Here is a 19,525-nt window from a genome sequence, read left to right as displayed (position 1 = left end):
GCAGCCGGCCGCATCGACAGGTCGATGGGACATCGCGTTTACTGCACATCTTCTTTCATCCGGACTATACCGTCGGCTCTGGAGTCACACCAGATCTGCTGACCTCGCCAAGCGGTGCCTGGAAAGCGCTCGCGGGCTTGACCGTTGCCGGTCTTACCGCCGGTGGGGAATCGCACCCCGCCCCGAAGACGTATTGTTGTGCCGGTCCACATGACCGGCGGCAATACTTTAGCACAATTGAAAAAACCTGGCAGGACACCGTTGAGTTTGTCATTCGGCAAAGTTGCCTGGGAAAAGCGGTTTTTCCTAAGCTGTTTTTAATGGCGGAAACAGAATTTCAGTGTAAGGTATGGCTACTGAATCTTACCGTTGAGAATACATGAAGCTGAGTAAATTACGCCTGATCTCGGGCGCCGTCTTGCTGGCCTGCGCCTGCATGGCCCAGGCGGAAATCCGTTTGACCGATCCCCTGCCGCTGGCACCAGAAGTTACCGTAGGAAAATTGCCGAACGGCTTGACCTATTACATCAAGAAAAATGCCCGTCCCGCCCAGAAAGTGGAATTGCGGCTGGTGGTGAAAGCCGGCTCCATCCTGGAAGATGACGACCAGCAAGGCCTCGCGCATTTCACGGAACACATGGCCTTCAATGGTTCCACGCATTTCAAGCGCAATGAGCTGATTTCCTACTTGCAATCGATCGGCGTGAAGTTCGGCGCCGACTTGAATGCCTACACGAGTTTCGATGAAACCGTCTACGTGCTGCCGATTCCGACGAACAAGAAGGAAAACCTGGAAAAGGGTTTTCTCGTGCTGGAAGACTGGGCGCATGGCTTGAAATTCAATCCGGCCGACATCAACAGCGAGCGCGGCATCGTGCTGGAAGAGGCGCGCCTGGGCAAGGGCGCCAGCGACCGCATGAACAAGGTGCTGTATCCGAAGCTGCTGAACGGTTCGCGCTATGCGCAACGCATGCCGATCGGCAAGGAATCCGTGCTGAAGACCTTCAAGCCGGAAGCCATCAAGCGTTTCTACAAGGATTGGTATCGTCCCGACCTGATGGCCGTGATGGTGGTCGGTGACGTGGAGCCGAAACAGGCTGAAAAGCTGATCCAGCAGCATTTCGGCAAGCTGAAAAACCCCGCGAAACCGCGCCCGCGCCTGTATGCGGAGGTGCCGCAGCGCTCGCAAACGGAAGCGCTGGTGATCACGGACAAGGAAGCGCCCGACGACAGCGTCTTCATCCGCTACCCGATCCGCGCCGCGCAGGAACCCGTCACGATTGCCGACTACCGCCGCCAGATGATCGAAAACCTGTATGGGCAAATGCTCAGCGCCCGCATGCAGGAATTGACGCAGCAAGCCAACCCGCCGTTCATCCAGGGCGGCAGCAGCATGGGCAAGCTGGTGCGCGGCTATGAATCGTTCAGCGCGTATGCCTTGCTGGGCAAGGGCGGCGTGCAGCCGGCCGTCGATGCGCTGGTGCAGGAAGACGAGCGGGCGCGCCGCTTCGGTTTCAGCCAGGCTGAGCTGGACCGCGCGCGCAAGGATATGTTGCGCAATTACGAGCGCGCCTACAGCGAACGCGACAAGTCCGATTCGGCCGGTTTCGTGGCCGAGTATTCGCGCAACTTCCTGGAGCAGGAAGCCATTCCCGGCATCGCCAATGAATTGCTGTACGCGCAGGAACTCTTGCCGCAGGTAACCTTGCAGGAAATCAACGAAACGGTGGCCAAGGTGATTCCCGACCAGCAAAAGAAACTGGTGGTCTTCATGGGCGCCGAGCCGAAGGCGGGCGATGCGGCCTCGACCGTGCCGACACAGCAGCAATTGCTCGACGCGGTGGCGCAGGCGGAGCGGCAAACCGTCGAGCCGCGCACGGAAAAAGTGCTTGCCAGCAAGCTGATGGACGGCCCGCCGGCCGGCGGCAGCATCGTCTCGGAAAAACTGAACAGCGCCATCGGCGTGACGGAACTGACCCTGGGCAATGGCGTGCGCGTGCTGCTGAAACCGACGGACTTCAAGAACGACCAGGTGCTGATGGGTTCGACCCGTTTCGGCGGCCAGTCGCTGTTCGGCGATGCCGACATCTACAACGCCCGCTATGCGAGCGCCGTGGTCGGCAGCATGGGGCTGAAAGACCTGGCGCCGCTGGACTTGCAGAAAGTGCTGGCCGGCAAGACGGTCAACGTGGGCGCCTCGCTGGGCGAGCTGAGCGAAGGCTTTGGCGGCTCGGCCAGCAGCGCCGATGTGGAAGCCATGCTGCAACTGGTGTATCTGTATTTCCATGACGTGCGCAAGGATGCGGGCCTGTACCAGTCCTTCATCGGCAAGCAGCAGGACCTGGCGAAAAACAGCATGGCGCAGCCGGAAGCCGTGTTCTACGATGCCGTCCAGCATGCGATGTATGGCGACAACCCGCGCGTCGATGGCGTGCCGCGCGCGGCCGACTTCGACAAGGTGGGCCTGGACCGTTCACTGGAAATCTTCCGCCAGCGCTTTTCCAGCGCGCGCGGCATGACCTTCATCTTTGCGGGCAGCTTCGAGCTCGACAAGATCAAGCCCCTGATCGCCAGCTACCTGGGCACCTTGCCCGTGGCCGACGTGGCGCACGCCTACCGCGACGTGGGCATGCGCCCCGTCAGCGGGGTGGTCAAGAAGAATGTCTACATGGGCAGCGAGCCCAAAAGCACGATTTCCATCACCTTCAATGGCGATGCCGCGTACGGACGAGCAAAAGCTGACCCTGCAGGCGCTGGGCGAGGTGCTGAACCTGAAAGTCATCGAAGTGCTGCGCGAAAAGATGAGCATGATCTATGGCGGCGGCTTCGAAACGTCGATGGGCCAGCATCCGTATGGCCACTATTCGGTGGCCTTGAACTTGCCGACGGGGCCGGAAAACGTGGATAAGGTGATCGCCGCCGCCTTTGCCGAAATCAACAGGATGAAGGCGGACGGGCCATCCGCGGCCGACCTGGAAAAGGTCAAGCTGAACTGGATCACGCGCCAGCAAAAGTCCTTGCGCGAAAACCGCTACTGGATGAGCCAGCTGATGGGCTCGGTGACGCAGGGACGCGACCCCGCGCACATCCTGCGCTACGAGCAGCGCGTGCGCGCCCTCACGCCGCAAGCCGTCAAACTGGCGGCGCAGCGCTATCTGAACATGGATAACTATGTGCAGGTGGTGCTGTACCCGGAACGTAAAAATGTTGCAGTGAAGTAATCTTCATGCTGGCGTTGCCGGGGCGCCAGTGTGCCGAAGCTGTTAAAATGCTGCTAATGGATGTGATCGCAATTTAACAAGCAAGGAAATACGATGGCTAAGAAAGAAGAACTCGATCCGGAAACCCTGGAGTTGATCAACTGGTGTATCGAGGTCGAAGGCTTCCTCGTGGCCGGCGGCGCCACCGTGGCGCAGGCGCAAGACCATATCGAAGAGCAGGTAGAGTGGTTTACCGATCAGTTCTATGACGGCTTGACGCCGGAAGAGGCGGCCAAGGAAGCCTTGGCCTGACCTTCAGTCAGACTTCAGCAAGACATATGCGGGCGGTGCCTGCCGGGCATCAGCCTGGTAGCGCCGCCCGCTTTGCTTTTCTGAAAAGATTTCCACATGGAAATTGTTTATAATTCCACATTTTATTCTTTACCCAGGCTCCCATGACTCTCCGTTCGCGCATTCTCCTCCTGTGTTTCAGCACCTTGCTGGGCATCGTCCTCATCGCATCTTTTCCCTGTATTCCCTGCGCCAGACCATGATGGCGGAAAGGGTCGAGCAATTGACGGTGCTGGTCGAGCTGGCCAATGCCTCGGTGGAAAAGGCGTATGCGCTGGAACAGTCGGGCAAGCTCACGCGTGAGCAGGCGCAGCAGCAGGCCAAGCTGGCCATCGGCAGCTTCGTCAAGGACGAGATGTATTACTTTGTGCGCGATTTCAGCACCGACTTGCTGTACGTGCACCCGAATCCTGCGCGCATCGGCACGCCGCAAAAGAACATGAAGCAGTCGGGCGACCGCTACCGCGTGGCCCTGGCCAACAGCCGCATCGGCATGGTGCAGGCGGACGGCACGCGTCCCGGCGTGAAGGACCCGGTGGCGAAGATGTATGCCGTGGTGAAATTTGCGCCGTGGGACTGGGTGGTCGGCACGGGCACGTATATCGATGACATCAATCACAAGTTCTGGGCCCAGGCGGGCGTGCTGCTGGCCATCGGCGGCGCGCTGATGCTGGTGGTGGGCAGCCTGGCGGCCCTGATGCTGCGCCGCATCCTGGCCCAGCTCGGTGGCGAGCCCGACTATGCAGCGGCCATCGTGGCGCAGATCGCCCAGGGCGACCTGACGACGCAGATCGATACGCGTCCCGGTGATACGTCCAGTCTGTTGATGGCCATCAAGGCCATGCGCGACAACCTGGCGCATCTGGTGAGCCAGGTGCGCAACGATGCGGAATCGATTTCCACGGCCTCGGGCGAGATCGCCTCGGGCAACCACGACCTGTCGGCGCGCACGGAGCAGCAGGCGGGTTCCCTGGAAGAAACAGCCTCGACCATGGAAGAAATGACCTCGACCGTCCGCCAGAATGCGGACAATGCGCGCCAGGCCAACCAGCTGGCCATTTCTGCCTCGCAAGTGGCGAGCCAGGCGGGCGGCGTGGTGGGCCAGGTGGTCGAGACCATGGGCGCCATCAATGCCTCGTCGAAAAAGATCGGCGACATCATCGCCGTCATCGACGGCATCGCCTTCCAGACGAATATCCTGGCCTTGAATGCAGCCGTGGAAGCGGCGCGCGCGGGCGAGCAGGGCCGTGGCTTCGCCGTCGTCGCCAGCGAAGTACGCAACCTGGCCCAGCGCTCGGCCGCGGCCGCCAAGGAGATCAAGCAATTGATCGACAGTTCCGCCGAACAGGTGGGCGCCGGTGAAAAACTCGTGGCGCTGGCGGGCGAAACGATGGAAAAAGTCGTCTCCAGCGTGCGGCACGTCACCGATATCGTGGCGGAGATTTCCTCGGCCAGCGCCGAGCAAAGCGCCGGCATCGAACAGATCAACCAGGCCATCGTCGAGATGGACAACATGACGCAGCAAAACTCGGCCCTGGTCGAGCAGGCATCGGCGGCGGCGCAAGCGATGAACGAGCAGGCGGCGGGACTGGCGCAGATCGTCAGCGTGTTCAAGGTGGGCGCCACGGCAGCGGTACCGCGTGCCGCCGGCATGGCGGCGCAGGCGCGCCTGCCGCGCTAGCCTTGGCGCCCATGTAGACGCAACACAGGTTCCTTCATCGTTGAAGGAACTTTTCATCTGGCCGTCTGTCCAACCTTCCTTGGTCCCTTGGGGACGTCTACACGAGGTGAGCATGACAGACGGTTTCTCCTATCACGCGGCGTTCGCCCGCAACCTGGGCTGGGTCACGCAGGCGGAGCAGGATAGCCTGCGCGGCAAGCGCGTGGCCATTGCCGGCATGGGCGGCGTGGGCGGCGTGCACTTGCTGACCCTGGCGCGGCTGGGCATCGGCGCCTTTCACATCGCCGATTTCGACACCTTCGACATCGCCAACTTCAACCGCCAGGCCGGCGCCATGGTCTCCACTCTGGGCCAGCCAAAGGTGGCCGTGCTGGCGCAGATGGCGACGGACATCAATCCCGAACTGGAGATCAAACAGTTTCCCGACGGCATACACGAGAGCAACCTGGCGGAGTTCTTTGCCGGTGTCGACCTGTACGTGGACGGCCTGGATTTCTTCGCCTTTCCCGCGCGCCAGGCCACCTTTGCCACCTGCGCGCGCCTGGGCATTCCTGCCATCACGGCCGCGCCGCTGGGCATGGGCACGGCCGTGCTCAGTTTCATGCCGGGCGGCATGACGTTCGAAGAGTATTTTGGCTGGGGCGACTTGCCGGAAGAAGAAAAAGCCCTGCGCTTTCTCGTCGGCCTGGCGCCGGCCGGCCTGCACGGCCCGTATCTGGTCGACCCGTCCGCCATCAACCTGAAGGAGCGGCGCGGGCCGTCGACCATCATGGGCTGCCAGCTGTGCGCGGGCGCGGCCGCCACGGAAGCCCTGAAGATCCTGTTGAAACGGGGCAAGGTCATGGCGGCGCCGCATGGCGTGCATTTCGACGCCTACCGCAACAAGCTCGTGCATACCTGGCGTCCGGGCGGCAACCGCCACCCGCTGCAACGGCTGGCAATGGCCATCATCAAGCGCCGGCGTGCGGCGCAGGGGGCGTAAATGGCGCAAGCACCGCAGCTCGATCCCATACTGGAAAACATCCTCGACCAGGCGCGCTGGGCGCCCAGCGGCGACAACACGCAGCCGTGGCGCTTTGAAGCCATCGAGCCGCGCCACGTCGTCGTGCATGGCTTCGATACGCGCAGCCACTGCGTGTACGACCTCGACGGCCATCCCAGCCAGTTGTCGCTGGGCGCCTTGCTCGAAAGCATGGCACTGGCGGCCAGCAGCCACGGCTTGCGCATGGAGGCGCGCCGGCGCACGGCCATGCCCGATACCCTGCCCACCTTCGATGTGCGCTTTGTCGACAGCCCCGGCCTGCTGCCCGACCCGCTGGCGGCCTTCCTGCCGCAGCGCAGCGTGCAGCGGCGCCGGCTCAGCACGCGCCAGCTGCGCGCCAGCGAAAAGGCCGCGCTGGAGGGGAGTTTGCCCTCCGGCTACAAGGTGCAGTGGTACGAGGGCGGGCGCGCGCGCCTGGCCTGCGCCCGCCTGATGTTCGACAATGCCCGTCTGCGCCTGACCATGCCCGAGGCGCACAAGGTGCACCGCGACGTCATCGAATGGGGCGCGCGCTTCAGCGCCGACCGCATCCCGGAACAGGCGCTGGGTGTCGATCCGATGACGGCGCGGCTGATGCGCTGGGTCATGCAGAGCTGGCCCCGCGTGGATTTCTTCAATACCTGGCTGGCCGGCACCGTGGCGCCGCGCCTGCAGATGGACTTGCTGCCGGGCCTGTATTGCGCCGCGCATTTTGCGCTGCTGGCCGAGGCCTCGCCGCGCCATATCGACGATTACGTGGCGGCCGGCCGCGCCATGCAGCGCTTCTGGCTGACGGCCACGCAGCTGGGCCTGCAATTGCAGCCGGAACTGACGCCGCTGATCTTTGCCCGCTATGTGCGCGAACGGCGGGCCTTTTCGCGCACCGACGGCATGCAGGAACTGGCGCAGGAACTGGCGGGGCAATGCCAGGACGTGCTGGGGGCGGCGGCGTTTGAGCGGGCCGTGTTCCTGGGCCGCATCGGCGCCGGCCCGGCGGCCCAGGCGCGCTCCTTGCGCCGGCCGCTGCAAGAGTTGCTGGTGGTGCCGGCCGACGGCAAGACGCCTGCGTGAACGGCAGGCGTTTGCCGGCTGCCGCAGCGAAAAAAGCCGCTGAGGCCATCAGCGGCTTTCAGGCTCGATGCTGCGCACGTCAAGCCTGGCGCTGCCCGCCTTGCTGGCGGCGTGCGGTCATGCCCAGGCCAAACAGGCCGATACCGAGCAGGGCGATAGTGCCTGGCTCAGGAACTGCCAGAAATAATTCCAGGCCGCCACCATCGGCCATTGCGACGAAACTGTCGGTCAGGCTGCCGCCTATGAAGCTGTTCGTATTGCCGCTGAGGGACTCCAGCGGGAAAAACGGGTCGGGGTTAATGAAAAACAATTGTCCTTGCGGCGTCAGCGAGGCGTTCAGCAAGGCCTTGAAGTCGCCCTGGGCCAGGCCGGCGAAAATGTGCGCTTCGCCCACGTCGAGCGTGTAGGTGACGATGGCAAAGTCATCGCCGGAGACGCCGCCCACGTTCACCGGCGAACCTGCCACGTTACTGATCGACAGTGCAGTGTCCTGGTTGGGGTCGATGTACAAGGTCATGGTCAGGGTTTGAAAGTTGGCATGGATCCCGCCAGCCAGCGTATCGGACTGGCCGGTGATGGTAAACAGGCCATACATGCCATAGCCATTGAGGGCGTTCAGTTGCGATGGCACGCTGCCGCCATTGGGGCTGCCGAAAGCGGCCTTGGTCAAAAAGCCTGTTTCAGTGAAGGGATCGTTGCCGCCACCTAAACCGCCAACGATGGTTTGTTCGACGCGCGCGTGATATTCAAAGCTGATGCGGTCGGCCACCACCTGATTGGCGGCGGAGCCGGGGACGGAACCTTCATTGACGGTAAACAACGGACCAGCGAGTGCGGGAGCGCTGATCAGCGCGGCGCCGATGGCGACCACGGAGAGAGCGAGACGCAGGAGTGAGGACAGCGGTTTCATGACATTTCCTTCAGCGTAAGGGTTGATCGGACCAGGTCACTGTGGCGGCTGCCTCAGATAACCTCATACGCCCTTGAAGCAGAATTTGTACCATGTAATATTTGTATTTAAATTCAATGACTTATAAAAAAAGCGTGGCCATTTTTCGCGCTTGTGTAAAAAAAGTCGACGTTTTAGTCCGCCTGTGGCGCGGCTTGCGGGCGCCAGTCTTTCCCGCCATGGGCTACAGTGGGGGCAAAGGAGGTCACCATGCAACCACGATCCCGCCATGCCCCGCTGCGTGCGCACAGCACGCCTGAACCGGATATCCCGCCGCCGCCCGAAGGCGATCCGCTGACGCCGCCGCCGGAAAAGCCGCCGCACACGGATCCCGTGCCGGTCGAGGAGCCGACGCCGCCGCCGCCGCCCGTCAAGATGGGCTGAGAGCAAGTCGTCGCCCACCTGAGCGGCCGAGCCGCTGCCGCGCGCTGTTTATTTCTAGCCGGAAATGGATTGCGCGGGCGGCCGGGTAGCCACGCCATTTAAACAACAAAAATGCCAATAAACGTTGCCGAGTGGATACAAATCAAGCGCTAACTGCTGTGTGTCATGCGGCCGTCACGATTCTGTTCTTATAATGAGACATCATAAAAATTCTTGTACAGGAGACCATCATGGGCAATTCCTTGCATAACAAAATCTACTTGGGCCGTCGCCCTGTGATCACCAGCAAGAACCTCGCGGCGCTGGCCCTGGCGGGTGCCGTGGCCGGTTGCGGCCTGGCGTGGTTGCTGCTGCGCACCTACAAATAAGCGCACTCCACGCGCCTTTTCAGCACGCCGTCCGTGTGGCGGGCGGCGACTGAATCACGTTGCCTGTTGCCGATGCGCAGCGGGGCGCGTACCATGGGGGCCGAACACCTGGCCTTTTATGGAAAAGTAATGAAGAACGAGAAATTAACAACCGATGAATATGACGCGCTGGAGCAAGTTGCACGCGGCATCAAGACCGAGCGCCCCAGTGCTTGCGTTGCCCGCAATGCCAAGCGCCTGTCCGGCCTGAAGCTGCTCAGCTATGCACGCGACGGCCGTCTGTCCATCACGGATAAGGCACAACAACTGCTGTTCCTGCGCCGCTGCATCATGGGGCTGCGCGCCGTGGCCGCCGATCCGCTGACCAAGCTGGATACGGACGTGGCCTATTTCCTGGGCAAGAAAGCCCACATCGTGGCGCGCGCCGAAGGCGAGGGTCACGACATTTCCGACAAGGGCCGCGACTCGCTGGCCGATATCGATACCCTGGGACTGTAACAGCCTGTCCCGGCAACCGGCCCCTGGGGCCGGTTTTCACATCCCCCTATTATTTCCCCTTGGAGAACACTTTGGACAGCGCGATGAACTGGTCGGCCCACGAACTGACGATGACGGTCCTGATGACGCCCGATATGGCCAACTTTTCCGGCAACGTGCACGGCGGCACCATCCTGAAATACCTCGACAGCGTCGCCTACGCCTGCGCCAGCCGCTATTCGGGCAGCTATGTGGTGACCCTGTCGGTGGACCAGGTGATGTTTTTGCAGCCTATCCACGTGGGCGAACTGGTGACGTTCCTGGCCTCGATCAATTACACGGGCACGACGTCGATGGAAGTGGGCATCCGCGTGGTGACGGAAAACATCCAGCAGCGCCTGGTGCGCCACGCCAACAGCTGCTATTTCACCATGGTGGCCGTGGACGCCAACCGCAAGCCCGTGGCCGTGCCGCCGCTGGCGCTGGAAACGCCGGAGCAGCAGGTGCGCTTCGAGCAGGCCAAGCTGCGCAAGCTGTCGCGCCAGAAGGTGTCGAAGAAATAAAGCGTTGCGGGCATAAAAAAAACGGCCGCCAGAGCGATCTGGTGGCCGTTTTTTTATTGCTTGCCGCCCGTTGGCGGCATGGCGCCGTGATTAACGGTCGCCGTAGCTGCGGCGTGCGCCGTCGGTGCTGCGCGGGTTCGAACCCTTGTAGCCGCCGCCGGTGCTAGGAGCGCCGTCTTTGCGTGGTGCGCCTGGCTTGCTGAACGTGCGCTGGCCTGGCTTCGCGCCGCCACGGTTGTCGCCTGGTTTCCAGCCGCCTGGACGGGCGCTCGAACGTGGTGCCGATGCCGTTTTCTTCGGTTCGAAACCTTCGATGACATTGACCGGGATCAATTGCTTGGTGAAGCGTTCGATGCGCTTGACGTTCATGCCTTCAGCGTGGTTCACCAGCGAGATGGCCAGGCCATTGCGGCCAGCGCGGCCGGTACGGCCGATGCGGTGGACGTAGTCTTCCGGGAACTTCGGCAGATCGTAGTTGAACACGTGGGTGATCGTTGGCACGTCGATACCGCGGGCGGCAACGTCGGTGGCGACCAGCACCTTGACCTGGCCGCGGCGCATGCCGTCCAGGGTGCGGTTGCGCGCGCCCTGATGCATGTCGCCGTGCAAGGCGGCAGCCGAGAAACCGGCGATGTTCAGGCGGTCGGCGATGGTGTCGGCGTCACGCTTGGTGGCGGTGAACACAACAGCCTGGTCCAAGGTTTCGTCGCGCAGCAGGTGGTCCAGCAGGCGATTCTTGTGCGACAGGTCGTCGACGAAGTGGACGCGCTGCGTGATGTTTTCATGCTTGTTGCTCGAACTTGCCACCTGGATGACCAGCGGGTTTTTCGTGATGCGGCGCGCCATGTTGCCGACCACGCCATCCAGCGTTGCCGAGAACAGCATGGTTTGACGGCCTTCCGGCGTCGCTTCGACGATCTTTTCGATGTCGTCGATGAAACCCATGTCCAGCATGCGGTCGGCTTCGTCCAGCACCAGGATTTCCAGTTGCGAGAAGTCGATCTTGCCCGAATCCATGTGGTCGATCAGGCGGCCAGGGGTAGCGACCAGGATCTCAGGATTCTTGGCCAGCAATTGCATCTGTTTAGGGTAAGGCATGCCACCCAGGATCGACACAGCCTTGATGCGGCGGATGCCGGTGCTGTACTTGTCGGTGTTGGTCGTCACTTGCAGGGCCAGTTCGCGCGTTGGCGTCAGCACCAGCATTTTTGGCTGGGCAGCCTTGAAACGTGGACGCTCGCCGCGGGCGCGCGATGCTTGCATTTCCTGGTTTGGCGTCTTGCCGGCGGCGCTTTGTTCGGCGCTGGCCAGTTTGTGCAGCGATGGCAGCATGAAAGCTGCCGTCTTGCCCGAACCGGTCTGCGACGAGACCAGCAGGTCACGGCCTTCGATCGCGGCTGGAATCGCTTGCGACTGTACCGCGGTTGGCGCGGTGTAGCCCGATTCGGTCAGAGCGGCGAGGATGGACGGATGCAGGCCTAAGGATTCAAATGTCATTCTTTTTCTTTCGTGAAAATCAGCGTTCTTGCAAAAAGCAGAACGCAAAATAGCAACGCCAACCAAAACGAAATGACTCAACTAGAAAGAAATTTCGGCACAAAAGCTTTGCGCCGGGACGGTGTCAGGTGCGACACACAAGGCGGGAGGGGGCTTTATTAAGCGGCATCCTGTGGATGCGCTAAGGCTTGCGAAGCTGCTAAGTTTGTAGTGCATGTAACTGCGGTGTTGCCATCGCTTCAAGGAAACATATTGCAGCGCACAACGACACTATACCGTATTTGCCGCCGTTTTGCACGGCCTAAATGGGAAGAAACGACAGTCCTACCACGTTTTGATCATGTTTCCTATGTGAAATCAGTAAGAATACGTAGTTTTCTTCCGTTTAATGGAGCATGGCCACGATGTCGGCGGGCAGCGGCGGCGCCTGCCGCGTTTCCCTGGCCAGGTTGATTTGCCGGGCCGCTTGCGCCACGTCGACCAGGTGCCAATTACTCTACTTCGGGATTGACGGCCATCACTTGCGAAAAGCCGCCATCGACGTAGGTAATCTCGCCCGTGATGCCGGAAGCCAGGTCGGACAGCAGGAAGGCGGCCGTGTTGCCGACCTCTTCGATGGTGACGTTGCGGCGCAGCGGGGCGTGCTCGGCCACGAAGCCCAGGAGTTTGCTGAAATCCTTGATGCCGGAGGCGGCCAGGGTCTTGATGGGGCCGGCGGAGATGCCGTTGGCGCGGATACCGCGCGGGCCCAGCGATTCGGCCAGGTAGCGCACGGACGCTTCCAGCGATGCCTTGGCCAGGCCCATGGTGTTGTAGTAGGGCACGGCGCGCACGGCGCCCAGGTAAGTCAGGGTCAGCACCGAGGCGCCCGGATGCAGCAGGGGCAGGGCGGCCTTGGCCATGGCGGGAAAGCTGTAGGCGGAAATATCGTGCGCGATGCGGAAGCTGTCGCGCGACAGGCCGTCGAGGAAGTCGCCGGCGATCGCCTCGCGCGGGGCGAAGCCGATGGCATGCACCAGGCCATCGAGGTGTTCCCAGTGCTGCGCCAGGTCACGGAAGACGGCCGCGATCTGTTCATCGCTGGACACGTCGCAGTCGAACACCAGTTCGCTGCCGAATTCCGCCGCAAACTCCGTGATGCGCTCCTTGAAGCGCTCGCCCACATAGGTGAAGGCGAGCGTGGCGCCTTCGCGGTGGCAAGCCTTGGCGATGCCATAGGCGATGGAGCGGTTCGACAGCAAGCCCGTGATGAGGATTTTTTTGCCTTGCAAGAAAGCCATGACGACTCCTGTCTGGGTAGGTGGGCGGGTAAGGCGGATGTGCAACCGGCCGCGACAGCAATGCTGTGGCGGCCGGTGAGGTAGGTCAATACAGCTCAGGCGATCAGTGACGGGCCTTGGCGCGACTGTTGCCACCGCCGCGCTGGATGCGCGGTTTCACCAGGGAAATTGGCGCCGTTTGCGCCTTGCCGCCCTTGGCGGCGCGGCGCAGTGCCTTGGCGGCCCGTTCCGGACGATCCGCTTCCAGCAGCATGGTGGCGCTGTCGGCGATTTCCTGGGTGATGTCCTTGTTCATCGTGGCCGAAGTCTTCGGCACGAGGATGGTGGAGCCGGCGCGCAGGCTGGTGCGCTGCGGAATGTTGTTGGCCTGGCGCAGCACGTCGGCCGTGGTGCCGAATTTCGACGCCAGGGTTTCGATGCGCTCGCGCGCATTCGTGATCTTGTGCGTGGTCCAGCTCGACAAGGCATGGCCCCATTGCGCCAGGTTGGTGGTGAACTTGGCAGCGTTTTCCTGTGGCAACAGAATCTTCGTCTTTTCGCCGCCGATGATGACGGGGCGGTTGAATTGCGGATTCAAGGCCTTGAATTCATCCATCGACAGTTCGGCCAGCTGGGCGGCGACGGTGATGTCGATGTCGCTGGTCTTGTCAATGGCCGTGAAATACGGCTGGTTGTCGACCACGGGCAGGGTCAGGCCGAACTGGGCCGGATTGGCGATGATGTTCTTGACCGCTTGCAATTTCGGCACGTAGTTGCGCGTTTCGGCCGGCATCAGGTCGGCCAGGCTTTCGAAATCGGTCGGCTTGCCCAGCGCCTGGTTTTTCTTGATGGCGCGCTGCACCGAGCCTTCGCCCCAGTTGTAGGCGGCCAGGGCCAGTTGCCAGTCGCCAAACATGTCATACAGGCGCTGCAGATACGTCAGGGCCGCATCGGTCGAGGCCAGCACGCCGCGGCGCTCGTCCTTGAACATGTTTTGCTTGAGGTTGAAATCGCGCCCCGTGGCGGGCACGAATTGCCACATGCCGGCCGCATTGGCGCTGGAGAACGCTTGCGGGTTGAAGGCGGACTCGATGAACGGCAGCAAGGCCAGTTCCGTCGGCATGCCGCGCTTTTCCAGTTCCTGCACCACGTGGAAGATGTAGCGCGAGGCGCGCGCCGTGGTGCGGGCGATGTAGTCGGGGCGGGTGGCGTACCAGTTGACGTGGTTGGCCACCAGCTGGTTGTTGATGTCGGGAATCGCATAGCCGCTGCGGATGCGGCCCCAGACGTCGGCTTCGCGCAGCGGATCGGAATTGTCGCTGAGGTTTTTCAGCAGGCGGTCGGTCTTTTGCAGGCGGTTGTCGAGGGTGGGGAGTTTCGCCGTGACCTGGGCGGTCATCGGGATCAGGGCGGGTGCGGCGGCGGCGACTGGCGCGTTATCGCTCTCAACACCGGCTTCGTACGCCTGGCTGAGGGCGGGCGCAAGCGCCAGGGCCAACGCCGCCAGGACGGTAGATTTAAAGGAGTTTTCGTGCATAGTGTTCCATTGTTGTCGTCGGAGAAACATCGGACAGACCCATGATTCAGGTGCGAGTGTACGTATATCCACATGCAGGAGTCAAGAATTATGTCAGCATGATGACAGGAAATAAGCGGCAATAAGCGGGTAACGGCTGAGTTTCCATTCGCAAATGCTGTCATTATTGCAAATTTAATTTGCCCGATGCGTGATTCGGCCGCTGTTATAGCATACATGTCGGGAAGGCTGGCGCAAGCGTGGCAGCCGTCCGGTATGAGACTGCGCAAAGAGTGCGTACAATTTGGCTTTGGCCGGCCATTCGGCTGCCGGCCGCCTTATTGATAGAGAGTCAAGCATATGAACACCCCGCCGCGCCACGACGACGACAACGCCGTCATCATCGCCAATACCGTCGCCTGGCTGGAAAAGGCCGTGATCGGCCTGAACCTGTGCCCGTTCGCCAAGGCCGTGCACGTCAAGAAGCAGATCCGTTATGTGGTGTGCGAGTCTGAGAACCCGGAAGATCTGCTGGCGCTGCTGATGGACGAGCTGCAAACCCTGGCCGACACGGACCCGGAGCAGATCGACACGACCTTGCTGATCCATCCGTACACCCTGAACGACTTCCTCGACTACAACGAGTTTCTCGACGTGGCCGATGCGGCCGTGGAAGACATGCACCTGGCCGGCGAACTGCAGGTGGCCAGTTTCCACCCGAACTACCAGTTTGCCGAGACGTTCGAGGACGACATCAGCAACTACACGAACCGTTCGCCGTACCCGACCCTGCACCTGCTGCGCGAAGACAGCATCGAGCGCGCCGTCGAGGCCTTCCCGGAAGCATCGGAAATTTTCGACAAGAATATTGCCACACTGGAAGCGCTGGGCAACGAAGGCTGGGAAAAACTCGGTTTGCCGAAGGTGTCTTGATGGCGGACAAGGAATTGCCGCTGCGTCCAGACACACCCTGCGTGGCCGTGTGCTCGACGACCTTCGATGAAATCTGCCGCGGCTGCGGCCGTAGCGTGGTGGAAGTGGCCCACTGGGTGTCGATGACGGATGAAGAGAAGGAAGTGGTGTGGGTGCGGATTCTTTCGCAAGGGTATCCGCGCCGGAATACTTAATAGCGACGCAATAGAGCAGTATCCCCCTATTGCGTCGACGCTTAAGCAAATCGTAGCGAGCGGCGATGATTTGTGGCTAAGAAGCGCAGCCGTACTCAAGTACGGCGAGCATCGCAGGCCGCAAAGCGCGCCGCGCAGTAGATTTGCTTATGCGTCTCAGTAACTGCCGATAAAGTCTTTCTTGCCGACTTCGATGCCGTTATGGCGCAGGATGTCGTACGCCGTCGTGGCGTGGAAGAAGAAGTGCGGCAGCGCGTAGTGGAACAGATAGGTCTGGCCCGTGAAGTGCTTGGTCTTTTCGCCGCTGCCGGTGGTGATGGCGCGCGTTTCGCTGCCGTCGATGTCCGCTTGCGGCAGGCTTTCCAGGAAGGCGATGGTTTTCACGATGCGCGCTTTCAGTTCTGCAAAGCTCTGTTCGCTGTCTTCATATGGAGGCACGGCCACGCCGGCCAGGCGCGCGCCGCAGCCCTTGGCGAAGTCGGTGGCGATCTGGATCTGGCGCACGAACGGCAGCATGTCCGGGAACAGGCGGAATTGCAGCAGGGCGTTCGGGTCGATTTTCTTGTCTTGCGCGTGCGTTTCCGCCTTGTCCAGGATGGCGGCCAGGCTGCCCAGGATCTGTTTGAAGACGGGGATCGATGCGGAGTAGATGGAGAAGGTCATGGTGGTTCCTCTAGGTAAAGTGGCGCGATGATAGCAAGCTGCGCGCTTTTCTGCTGGCGCGGGCCGGGCGCGCCGGCGCGCGTGTGTGTTTTTTCGGCCCTGTCTATATGGCATGACGTCGCCGCTGGCGCGTGTTTATTGGTGACTTTTCCCGCTTTTTCCATGCATAATTGCTCCTGAAAAAGTTTCTTCCCGCCCCGTCCACCCAGTTTCCCCCGTAAAGCTCGATGATCGCCCGCCTGATCCCTGTTGCCCTGTTGCCGCATGTTTAATTCACCTTACCAGCGCCTGCGCACCAGCCTGCGTGTGCTGTACGGCTCGTCGATCTATGGCGCCCTGCTGCTGGTGGTGTTTGGCGGCCTGGTCGTGCCCGCCCTCTTCGGCAGCTATGTGCTGGTCGGCGTGCATGAACGCCAGTCTGCGCGCACCAGCCTGAACGAGGCCTTGCAGCGCAATGCCGACATCCTGGCGCTGGGCATGCAGGAGTCGCTGTGGAACATGAATGCGGAATCGGCCCATTCGCTGGTCGAATCGGTGATGCGCGACCGCTCCGTGCTGCTGGTGAAGGTGCTGGGGCAGGGCGACACGGAATTCATCCGCCTGCAGGCGCCGCAGCGGCCCGTGGGCAATCTGTACCGCGCCGAGCGCGACATCCTCGTGCGCGGCGAACGCATCGGCCATGTCGTCGTCGAGATGGACGATGCGCGCAGCCAGCAGGAGCTGCGCGAAAAGCAGATCTCCTACATTTTCGTGCTGGGCGCGCAGCTGGCCGTGTCGATGGCGCTGATCGTGCTGTTCCTGAACCGCCGCCTGCTCAAGCCCCTGCGCCGCCTGACGCGCTTTTCCGACCGCCTGTCGCACGGCGATTTCGATACGCCCCTGGCCTCGCACAGCAATGACGAGCTGGGGCGCCTGACGGCCCAGCTCGAGCAAATGCGCGCGGCCATCGGCCAGCTGTTCGAGGACGTGGGCCAGCGCGAAGAACGTTTCCGCACCATCGTCACGCAGGTGCCGGGCGCCGTCTTCCGCTACCGGCCCGACGGCCCCATCGATTTCGTCAGCGATGCCATCGAAGAGATTTCCGGCTATTCGGCGCGCCAGTTCATGCGCGGCAGCACGCACGCCTGGGCCGACCTGATCTGCCCGGAAGACCGCCGCGAGCACCGCCGCGCCGTGCGCCAGGCAGTGGCCGAGGTGCGGCCGTATGCGCTGGAATACCGCATCATCGACGCTTTCGGCATCGAGCGCTGGGTGGCCGAGAATGGCCAGCCTCAGGCGGGCGAGCAGGGCGTCATCTGGGTCGACGGCATCATTGCCGACATCAGCCAGCGCAAGCACCACGAGATGCGCATCGAGGCGCTGCTGACGGAGCAGAGCGCGATTCTGGACAACGTGATGTTCGGCGTGATGTTCGTGCGCCACCGCCGCATCATTTCCGTCAACCGCCGCTGCGAGGAGCTGTTCGGCTATGATCCAGGTCAAATGATGGGCAATTCGACCGCCATCGTCTTCACTTCCTCGTATGATTTCGAAGAGGCGGGCGAGCGCCAGTATCCGGCCCTGGCCCAGGGGGGCGACTTCAGCGAAGAGCGCCAGTACCAGCGCCGCGACGGCAGCCTGTTCTGGGCGCTGGTGAGCGGCTGCGCACTCGATCCGCTGCGTCCCAACGAAGGCAGCATCTGGGTGTATGCCGACATCACGGCGCGCAAGGAAGCCGAGGAAAAGCTGCGCCTGTCGGCCACCGTGCTCGAACACATCGCCGACGGCGTGATGGTGGTCGACGCGAACGGCATCATCGTCACCGTCAACCCGGCGTTTACGCAGATCACCGGCTACAGCGAAGCGGAGGCGCTGGGCCGGCATTCCTCGCTGAACCGCTCGGCGCGCCACGACGCGGCGTTCTACCAGGCGCTGTGGGACGAGCTGATCGCCAGCGGCTTCTGGCGCGGCGAAGTCTGGCACCAGCGCAAGAACGGTGAAATTTACCTCGAGTGGCTGACCATCAGCGCCGTGCGCGACACGCGCGCCGTCACCACCCATTACGTGGGCGTGTTCAGCGACATCACCCTGATCAAGCAGTCGCAGGAAAAGCTCGACCACATGGCCCACCACGACCCGCTGACGGCGCTGCCGAACCGCCTGCTGTTCCACGACCGCCTGCAGCACGCGCTGCTGCGCGCCGCGCGCGACCAGGAGCAGCTGGCCGTGCTGTTCATCGACCTCGACCGTTTCAAGAATGTCAACGACACCCTGGGCCACCATGTGGGCGACGAATTGCTGCAAAAGGTGGCCGGCCAGCTGGCGGCCCGCCTGCGCGAAGGCGATACCCTGGCGCGCCTGGGCGGCGACGAGTTCATCGTGTTGCTCGAGGGCATAGACGGCGAGTACGGCGCGACGCAGGTGGCGGAAAAGCTGATGACCATGTTCGACCAGCCGTTCACGGTGGCCGACCACGAATTGTTCGTCACCTGCAGCGTGGGCATCAGCCTGTATCCGGACGATGCGCTGGACTTGAACATGCTGATCCGCAATGCCGACGTGGCCATGTACCAGGCCAAGGCGCGCGGGCGCAACGGCTACCGCTTCTATGCGCCGTCGATGACGGGCGAAGGCGTCGAGCGCCTGCGCCTGGAAACCTTCTTGCGCCGCTCGCTGGAAAAGAACGAGATGTTCCTGAATTACCAGCCGCAGGTGGAAATCGACACGGGCCGCCTGGTCGGCGTCGAGGCGCTGGTGCGCTGGAACCACCCGGAACTGGGCCTGGTGCCGCCCGTGCGCTTCATTCCGCTGGCCGAGGACAGCGGTTTCATCAACCAGCTGGGCAAATGGGTGCTCGACGAAGCGTGCCGCCAGATGATGCGCTGGCAGGCGCAGGGCTTGCACGTGCCGAAGATGGCCGTGAATCTGTCGGTAAAACAGTTCGAGCGGGGCAGCATCGCCGGCATGGTGGCCGATATCTTGAAGGAAACGGGCCTGGAGCCGCAGCGGCTGCAGCTGGAAGTGACGGAATCGGTGATCATGAACACGGGCGACGCCCTGGGCTTCATCAACGACTTGCACGCGATCGGCGTGGGCCTGGCCATCGACGATTTCGGCACCGGCTATTCCTCGCTCGCCTACCTGAAGCAGCTGCCCGTGCAAACCCTGAAGATCGACCGCTCCTTCATCAAGGATATCTCGACGGACGTCAACGACGAGGCGATCGCGATTGCCATCATCCAGCTGGGCAAGAGCATGCAATTGTCGGTGATCGCCGAAGGCGTGGAGACGGAAGAGCAGGCCGCCTTCCTGCTGCGCCATGGCTGCAAGCTGGCGCAAGGTTATTTTTATAGCCGTCCGGTGCTGGCACAGGATATGCTGGAGCGCTGGATCGATCACTCACCACTATAAAGGACAGC

17 protein-coding genes, 1 pseudogene and 1 riboswitch are annotated in these 19,525 nt (G+C 62.1%); of the genes and pseudogenes, 13 read left to right on the top strand and 5 right to left on the bottom strand.

All coding sequences use genetic code 11. From position 1 onward, the window contains the following. Positions 1 to 43: 43 nt before the first annotated feature. A riboswitch (FMN riboswitch) is annotated at positions 44 to 194 on the bottom strand. Between the two features lie 185 nt (positions 195 to 379). From ACQVLG_RS28365 to ACQVLG_RS28340, 6 genes and pseudogenes are all read left to right on the top strand, one after another. Further along, positions 380 to 1,486, top strand: a pseudogene (locus ACQVLG_RS28365) (M16 family metallopeptidase); the annotation flags it as partial. A gap of 1,174 nt (positions 1,487 to 2,660) precedes the next feature. Continuing rightward, positions 2,661 to 3,221 carry a M16 family metallopeptidase gene (locus tag ACQVLG_RS28360; protein ID WP_474292014.1) on the top strand — a complete coding sequence of 187 codons (561 nt, stop codon included), beginning with the start codon at positions 2,661 to 2,663 and terminating at the stop codon, positions 3,219 to 3,221. A 93-nt stretch (positions 3,222 to 3,314) separates the two neighbouring features. After that, on the top strand, positions 3,315 to 3,512 hold the full coding sequence (locus ACQVLG_RS28355) for a hypothetical protein (protein WP_010399555.1): 198 nt from the start codon (positions 3,315 to 3,317) through the stop codon (positions 3,510 to 3,512). Between the two features lie 172 nt (positions 3,513 to 3,684). Further along, positions 3,685 to 5,232, top strand: coding sequence for a methyl-accepting chemotaxis protein (locus ACQVLG_RS28350; RefSeq protein WP_474292013.1), 1,548 nt, complete (start codon positions 3,685 to 3,687; stop codon positions 5,230 to 5,232). A gap of 112 nt (positions 5,233 to 5,344) precedes the next feature. Next, a complete protein-coding gene (locus tag ACQVLG_RS28345) occupies positions 5,345 to 6,214 on the top strand; it encodes a ThiF family adenylyltransferase (protein ID WP_230540564.1) in 870 nt (289 codons plus the stop codon). Further along, positions 6,215 to 7,324: a nitroreductase family protein gene (locus tag ACQVLG_RS28340; RefSeq protein ID WP_474292012.1), complete on the top strand. Its 1,110-nt coding sequence runs from the start codon at positions 6,215 to 6,217 to the stop codon at positions 7,322 to 7,324. Between the two features lie 79 nt (positions 7,325 to 7,403). On the opposite strand, the gene pepA is transcribed toward ACQVLG_RS28340, so the two are convergent. Beyond that, positions 7,404 to 8,234, bottom strand: a complete 831-nt coding sequence (gene pepA / locus ACQVLG_RS28335) for a flocculation-associated PEP-CTERM protein PepA (RefSeq protein WP_474292011.1) — start codon at positions 8,232 to 8,234, stop codon at positions 7,404 to 7,406. A gap of 249 nt (positions 8,235 to 8,483) precedes the next feature. Between pepA and ACQVLG_RS28330 the strand changes: the two genes are divergently transcribed. The 4 genes from ACQVLG_RS28330 to ACQVLG_RS28315 all read left to right on the top strand — a co-directional run bounded on the left by ACQVLG_RS28330 (position 8,484) and on the right by ACQVLG_RS28315 (position 10,065). Next, positions 8,484 to 8,657 carry a hypothetical protein gene (locus ACQVLG_RS28330; RefSeq protein ID WP_230540583.1) on the top strand — a complete coding sequence of 58 codons (174 nt, stop codon included), beginning with the start codon at positions 8,484 to 8,486 and terminating at the stop codon, positions 8,655 to 8,657. Between the two features lie 230 nt (positions 8,658 to 8,887). Next, positions 8,888 to 9,025, top strand: a complete 138-nt coding sequence (locus tag ACQVLG_RS28325) for a hypothetical protein (protein ID WP_166674638.1) — start codon at positions 8,888 to 8,890, stop codon at positions 9,023 to 9,025. Between the two features lie 129 nt (positions 9,026 to 9,154). Next, a complete protein-coding gene (locus ACQVLG_RS28320; protein ID WP_092714661.1) occupies positions 9,155 to 9,523 on the top strand; it encodes a hypothetical protein in 369 nt (122 codons plus the stop codon). A gap of 83 nt (positions 9,524 to 9,606) precedes the next feature. Next, entirely contained in the window at positions 9,607 to 10,065 is a 459-nt protein-coding gene (locus ACQVLG_RS28315; RefSeq protein WP_071326331.1) for an acyl-CoA thioesterase, read from the top strand. Positions 10,066 to 10,155: 90 nt separating this feature from the next. Here ACQVLG_RS28315 and ACQVLG_RS28310 read toward each other — a convergent pair whose 3' ends face one another. The 3 genes from ACQVLG_RS28310 to ACQVLG_RS28300 form a co-directional block, all read right to left on the bottom strand. Continuing rightward, on the bottom strand, positions 10,156 to 11,562 hold the full coding sequence (locus ACQVLG_RS28310) for a DEAD/DEAH box helicase (protein WP_071322891.1): 1,407 nt from the start codon (positions 11,560 to 11,562) through the stop codon (positions 10,156 to 10,158). Between the two features lie 491 nt (positions 11,563 to 12,053). Next, positions 12,054 to 12,842: an enoyl-ACP reductase FabI gene (gene fabI / locus ACQVLG_RS28305; protein ID WP_230540585.1), complete on the bottom strand. Its 789-nt coding sequence runs from the start codon at positions 12,840 to 12,842 to the stop codon at positions 12,054 to 12,056. Between the two features lie 103 nt (positions 12,843 to 12,945). Continuing rightward, a complete protein-coding gene (locus ACQVLG_RS28300; RefSeq protein ID WP_230540592.1) occupies positions 12,946 to 14,358 on the bottom strand; it encodes a transglycosylase SLT domain-containing protein in 1,413 nt (470 codons plus the stop codon). A 339-nt stretch (positions 14,359 to 14,697) separates the two neighbouring features. On the opposite strand from ACQVLG_RS28300, the gene ACQVLG_RS28295 reads away from it, so the two are divergent. Further along, positions 14,698 to 15,270 carry a DUF1415 domain-containing protein gene (locus tag ACQVLG_RS28295; RefSeq protein WP_474292010.1) on the top strand — a complete coding sequence of 191 codons (573 nt, stop codon included), beginning with the start codon at positions 14,698 to 14,700 and terminating at the stop codon, positions 15,268 to 15,270. Continuing rightward, a complete protein-coding gene (locus tag ACQVLG_RS28290; protein ID WP_077406743.1) occupies positions 15,270 to 15,464 on the top strand; it encodes a DUF1289 domain-containing protein in 195 nt (64 codons plus the stop codon). Before ACQVLG_RS28295 ends, ACQVLG_RS28290 begins: the two co-directional genes overlap by 1 nt. Positions 15,465 to 15,620: 156 nt before the next feature. On the opposite strand, the gene ACQVLG_RS28285 is transcribed toward ACQVLG_RS28290, so the two are convergent. After that, the gene (locus ACQVLG_RS28285) at positions 15,621 to 16,127 is read right to left on the bottom strand and encodes a DUF1993 domain-containing protein (protein WP_034779265.1); all 507 of its coding nucleotides are present in this window, start codon (positions 16,125 to 16,127) and stop codon (positions 15,621 to 15,623) included. Between the two features lie 264 nt (positions 16,128 to 16,391). On the opposite strand from ACQVLG_RS28285, the gene ACQVLG_RS28280 reads away from it, so the two are divergent. Beyond that, positions 16,392 to 19,517, top strand: coding sequence for a sensor domain-containing protein (locus tag ACQVLG_RS28280; RefSeq protein WP_474292009.1), 3,126 nt, complete (start codon positions 16,392 to 16,394; stop codon positions 19,515 to 19,517). Positions 19,518 to 19,525 lie beyond the last annotated feature (8 nt).

Source organism: Janthinobacterium sp. TPC_1, assembly GCF_056037845.1.
Note: the sequence above shows the minus strand (reverse complement) of the source record. Positions and strands in the feature narration are given on the sequence as shown.

Excerpts from the sequence above, each read along its gene's own strand:
- ACQVLG_RS28345 (WP_230540564.1), top strand. The coding sequence starts at position 5,345 with ATGACAGACGGTTTCTCCTATCACGCGGCGTTCGCCCGCAACCTGGGC.
- ACQVLG_RS28285 (WP_034779265.1), bottom strand. The coding sequence starts at position 16,127 with ATGACCTTCTCCATCTACTCCGCATCGATCCCCGTCTTCAAACAGATC.
- fabI (WP_230540585.1), bottom strand. The coding sequence starts at position 12,842 with ATGGCTTTCTTGCAAGGCAAAAAAATCCTCATCACGGGCTTGCTGTCG.
- ACQVLG_RS28355 (WP_010399555.1), top strand. The coding sequence starts at position 3,315 with ATGGCTAAGAAAGAAGAACTCGATCCGGAAACCCTGGAGTTGATCAAC.
- ACQVLG_RS28325 (WP_166674638.1), top strand. The coding sequence starts at position 8,888 with ATGGGCAATTCCTTGCATAACAAAATCTACTTGGGCCGTCGCCCTGTG.
- ACQVLG_RS28310 (WP_071322891.1), bottom strand. The coding sequence starts at position 11,562 with ATGACATTTGAATCCTTAGGCCTGCATCCGTCCATCCTCGCCGCTCTG.
- ACQVLG_RS28360 (WP_474292014.1), top strand. The coding sequence starts at position 2,661 with ATGTCTACATGGGCAGCGAGCCCAAAAGCACGATTTCCATCACCTTCA.
- ACQVLG_RS28295 (WP_474292010.1), top strand. The coding sequence starts at position 14,698 with ATGAACACCCCGCCGCGCCACGACGACGACAACGCCGTCATCATCGCC.
- ACQVLG_RS28330 (WP_230540583.1), top strand. The coding sequence starts at position 8,484 with ATGCAACCACGATCCCGCCATGCCCCGCTGCGTGCGCACAGCACGCCT.
- ACQVLG_RS28290 (WP_077406743.1), top strand. The coding sequence starts at position 15,270 with ATGGCGGACAAGGAATTGCCGCTGCGTCCAGACACACCCTGCGTGGCC.
- ACQVLG_RS28315 (WP_071326331.1), top strand. The coding sequence starts at position 9,607 with ATGAACTGGTCGGCCCACGAACTGACGATGACGGTCCTGATGACGCCC.
- ACQVLG_RS28340 (WP_474292012.1), top strand. The coding sequence starts at position 6,215 with ATGGCGCAAGCACCGCAGCTCGATCCCATACTGGAAAACATCCTCGAC.
- ACQVLG_RS28300 (WP_230540592.1), bottom strand. The coding sequence starts at position 14,358 with ATGCACGAAAACTCCTTTAAATCTACCGTCCTGGCGGCGTTGGCCCTG.
- ACQVLG_RS28280 (WP_474292009.1), top strand. The coding sequence starts at position 16,392 with ATGTTTAATTCACCTTACCAGCGCCTGCGCACCAGCCTGCGTGTGCTG.
- pepA (WP_474292011.1), bottom strand. The coding sequence starts at position 8,234 with ATGAAACCGCTGTCCTCACTCCTGCGTCTCGCTCTCTCCGTGGTCGCC.
- ACQVLG_RS28320 (WP_092714661.1), top strand. The coding sequence starts at position 9,155 with ATGAAGAACGAGAAATTAACAACCGATGAATATGACGCGCTGGAGCAA.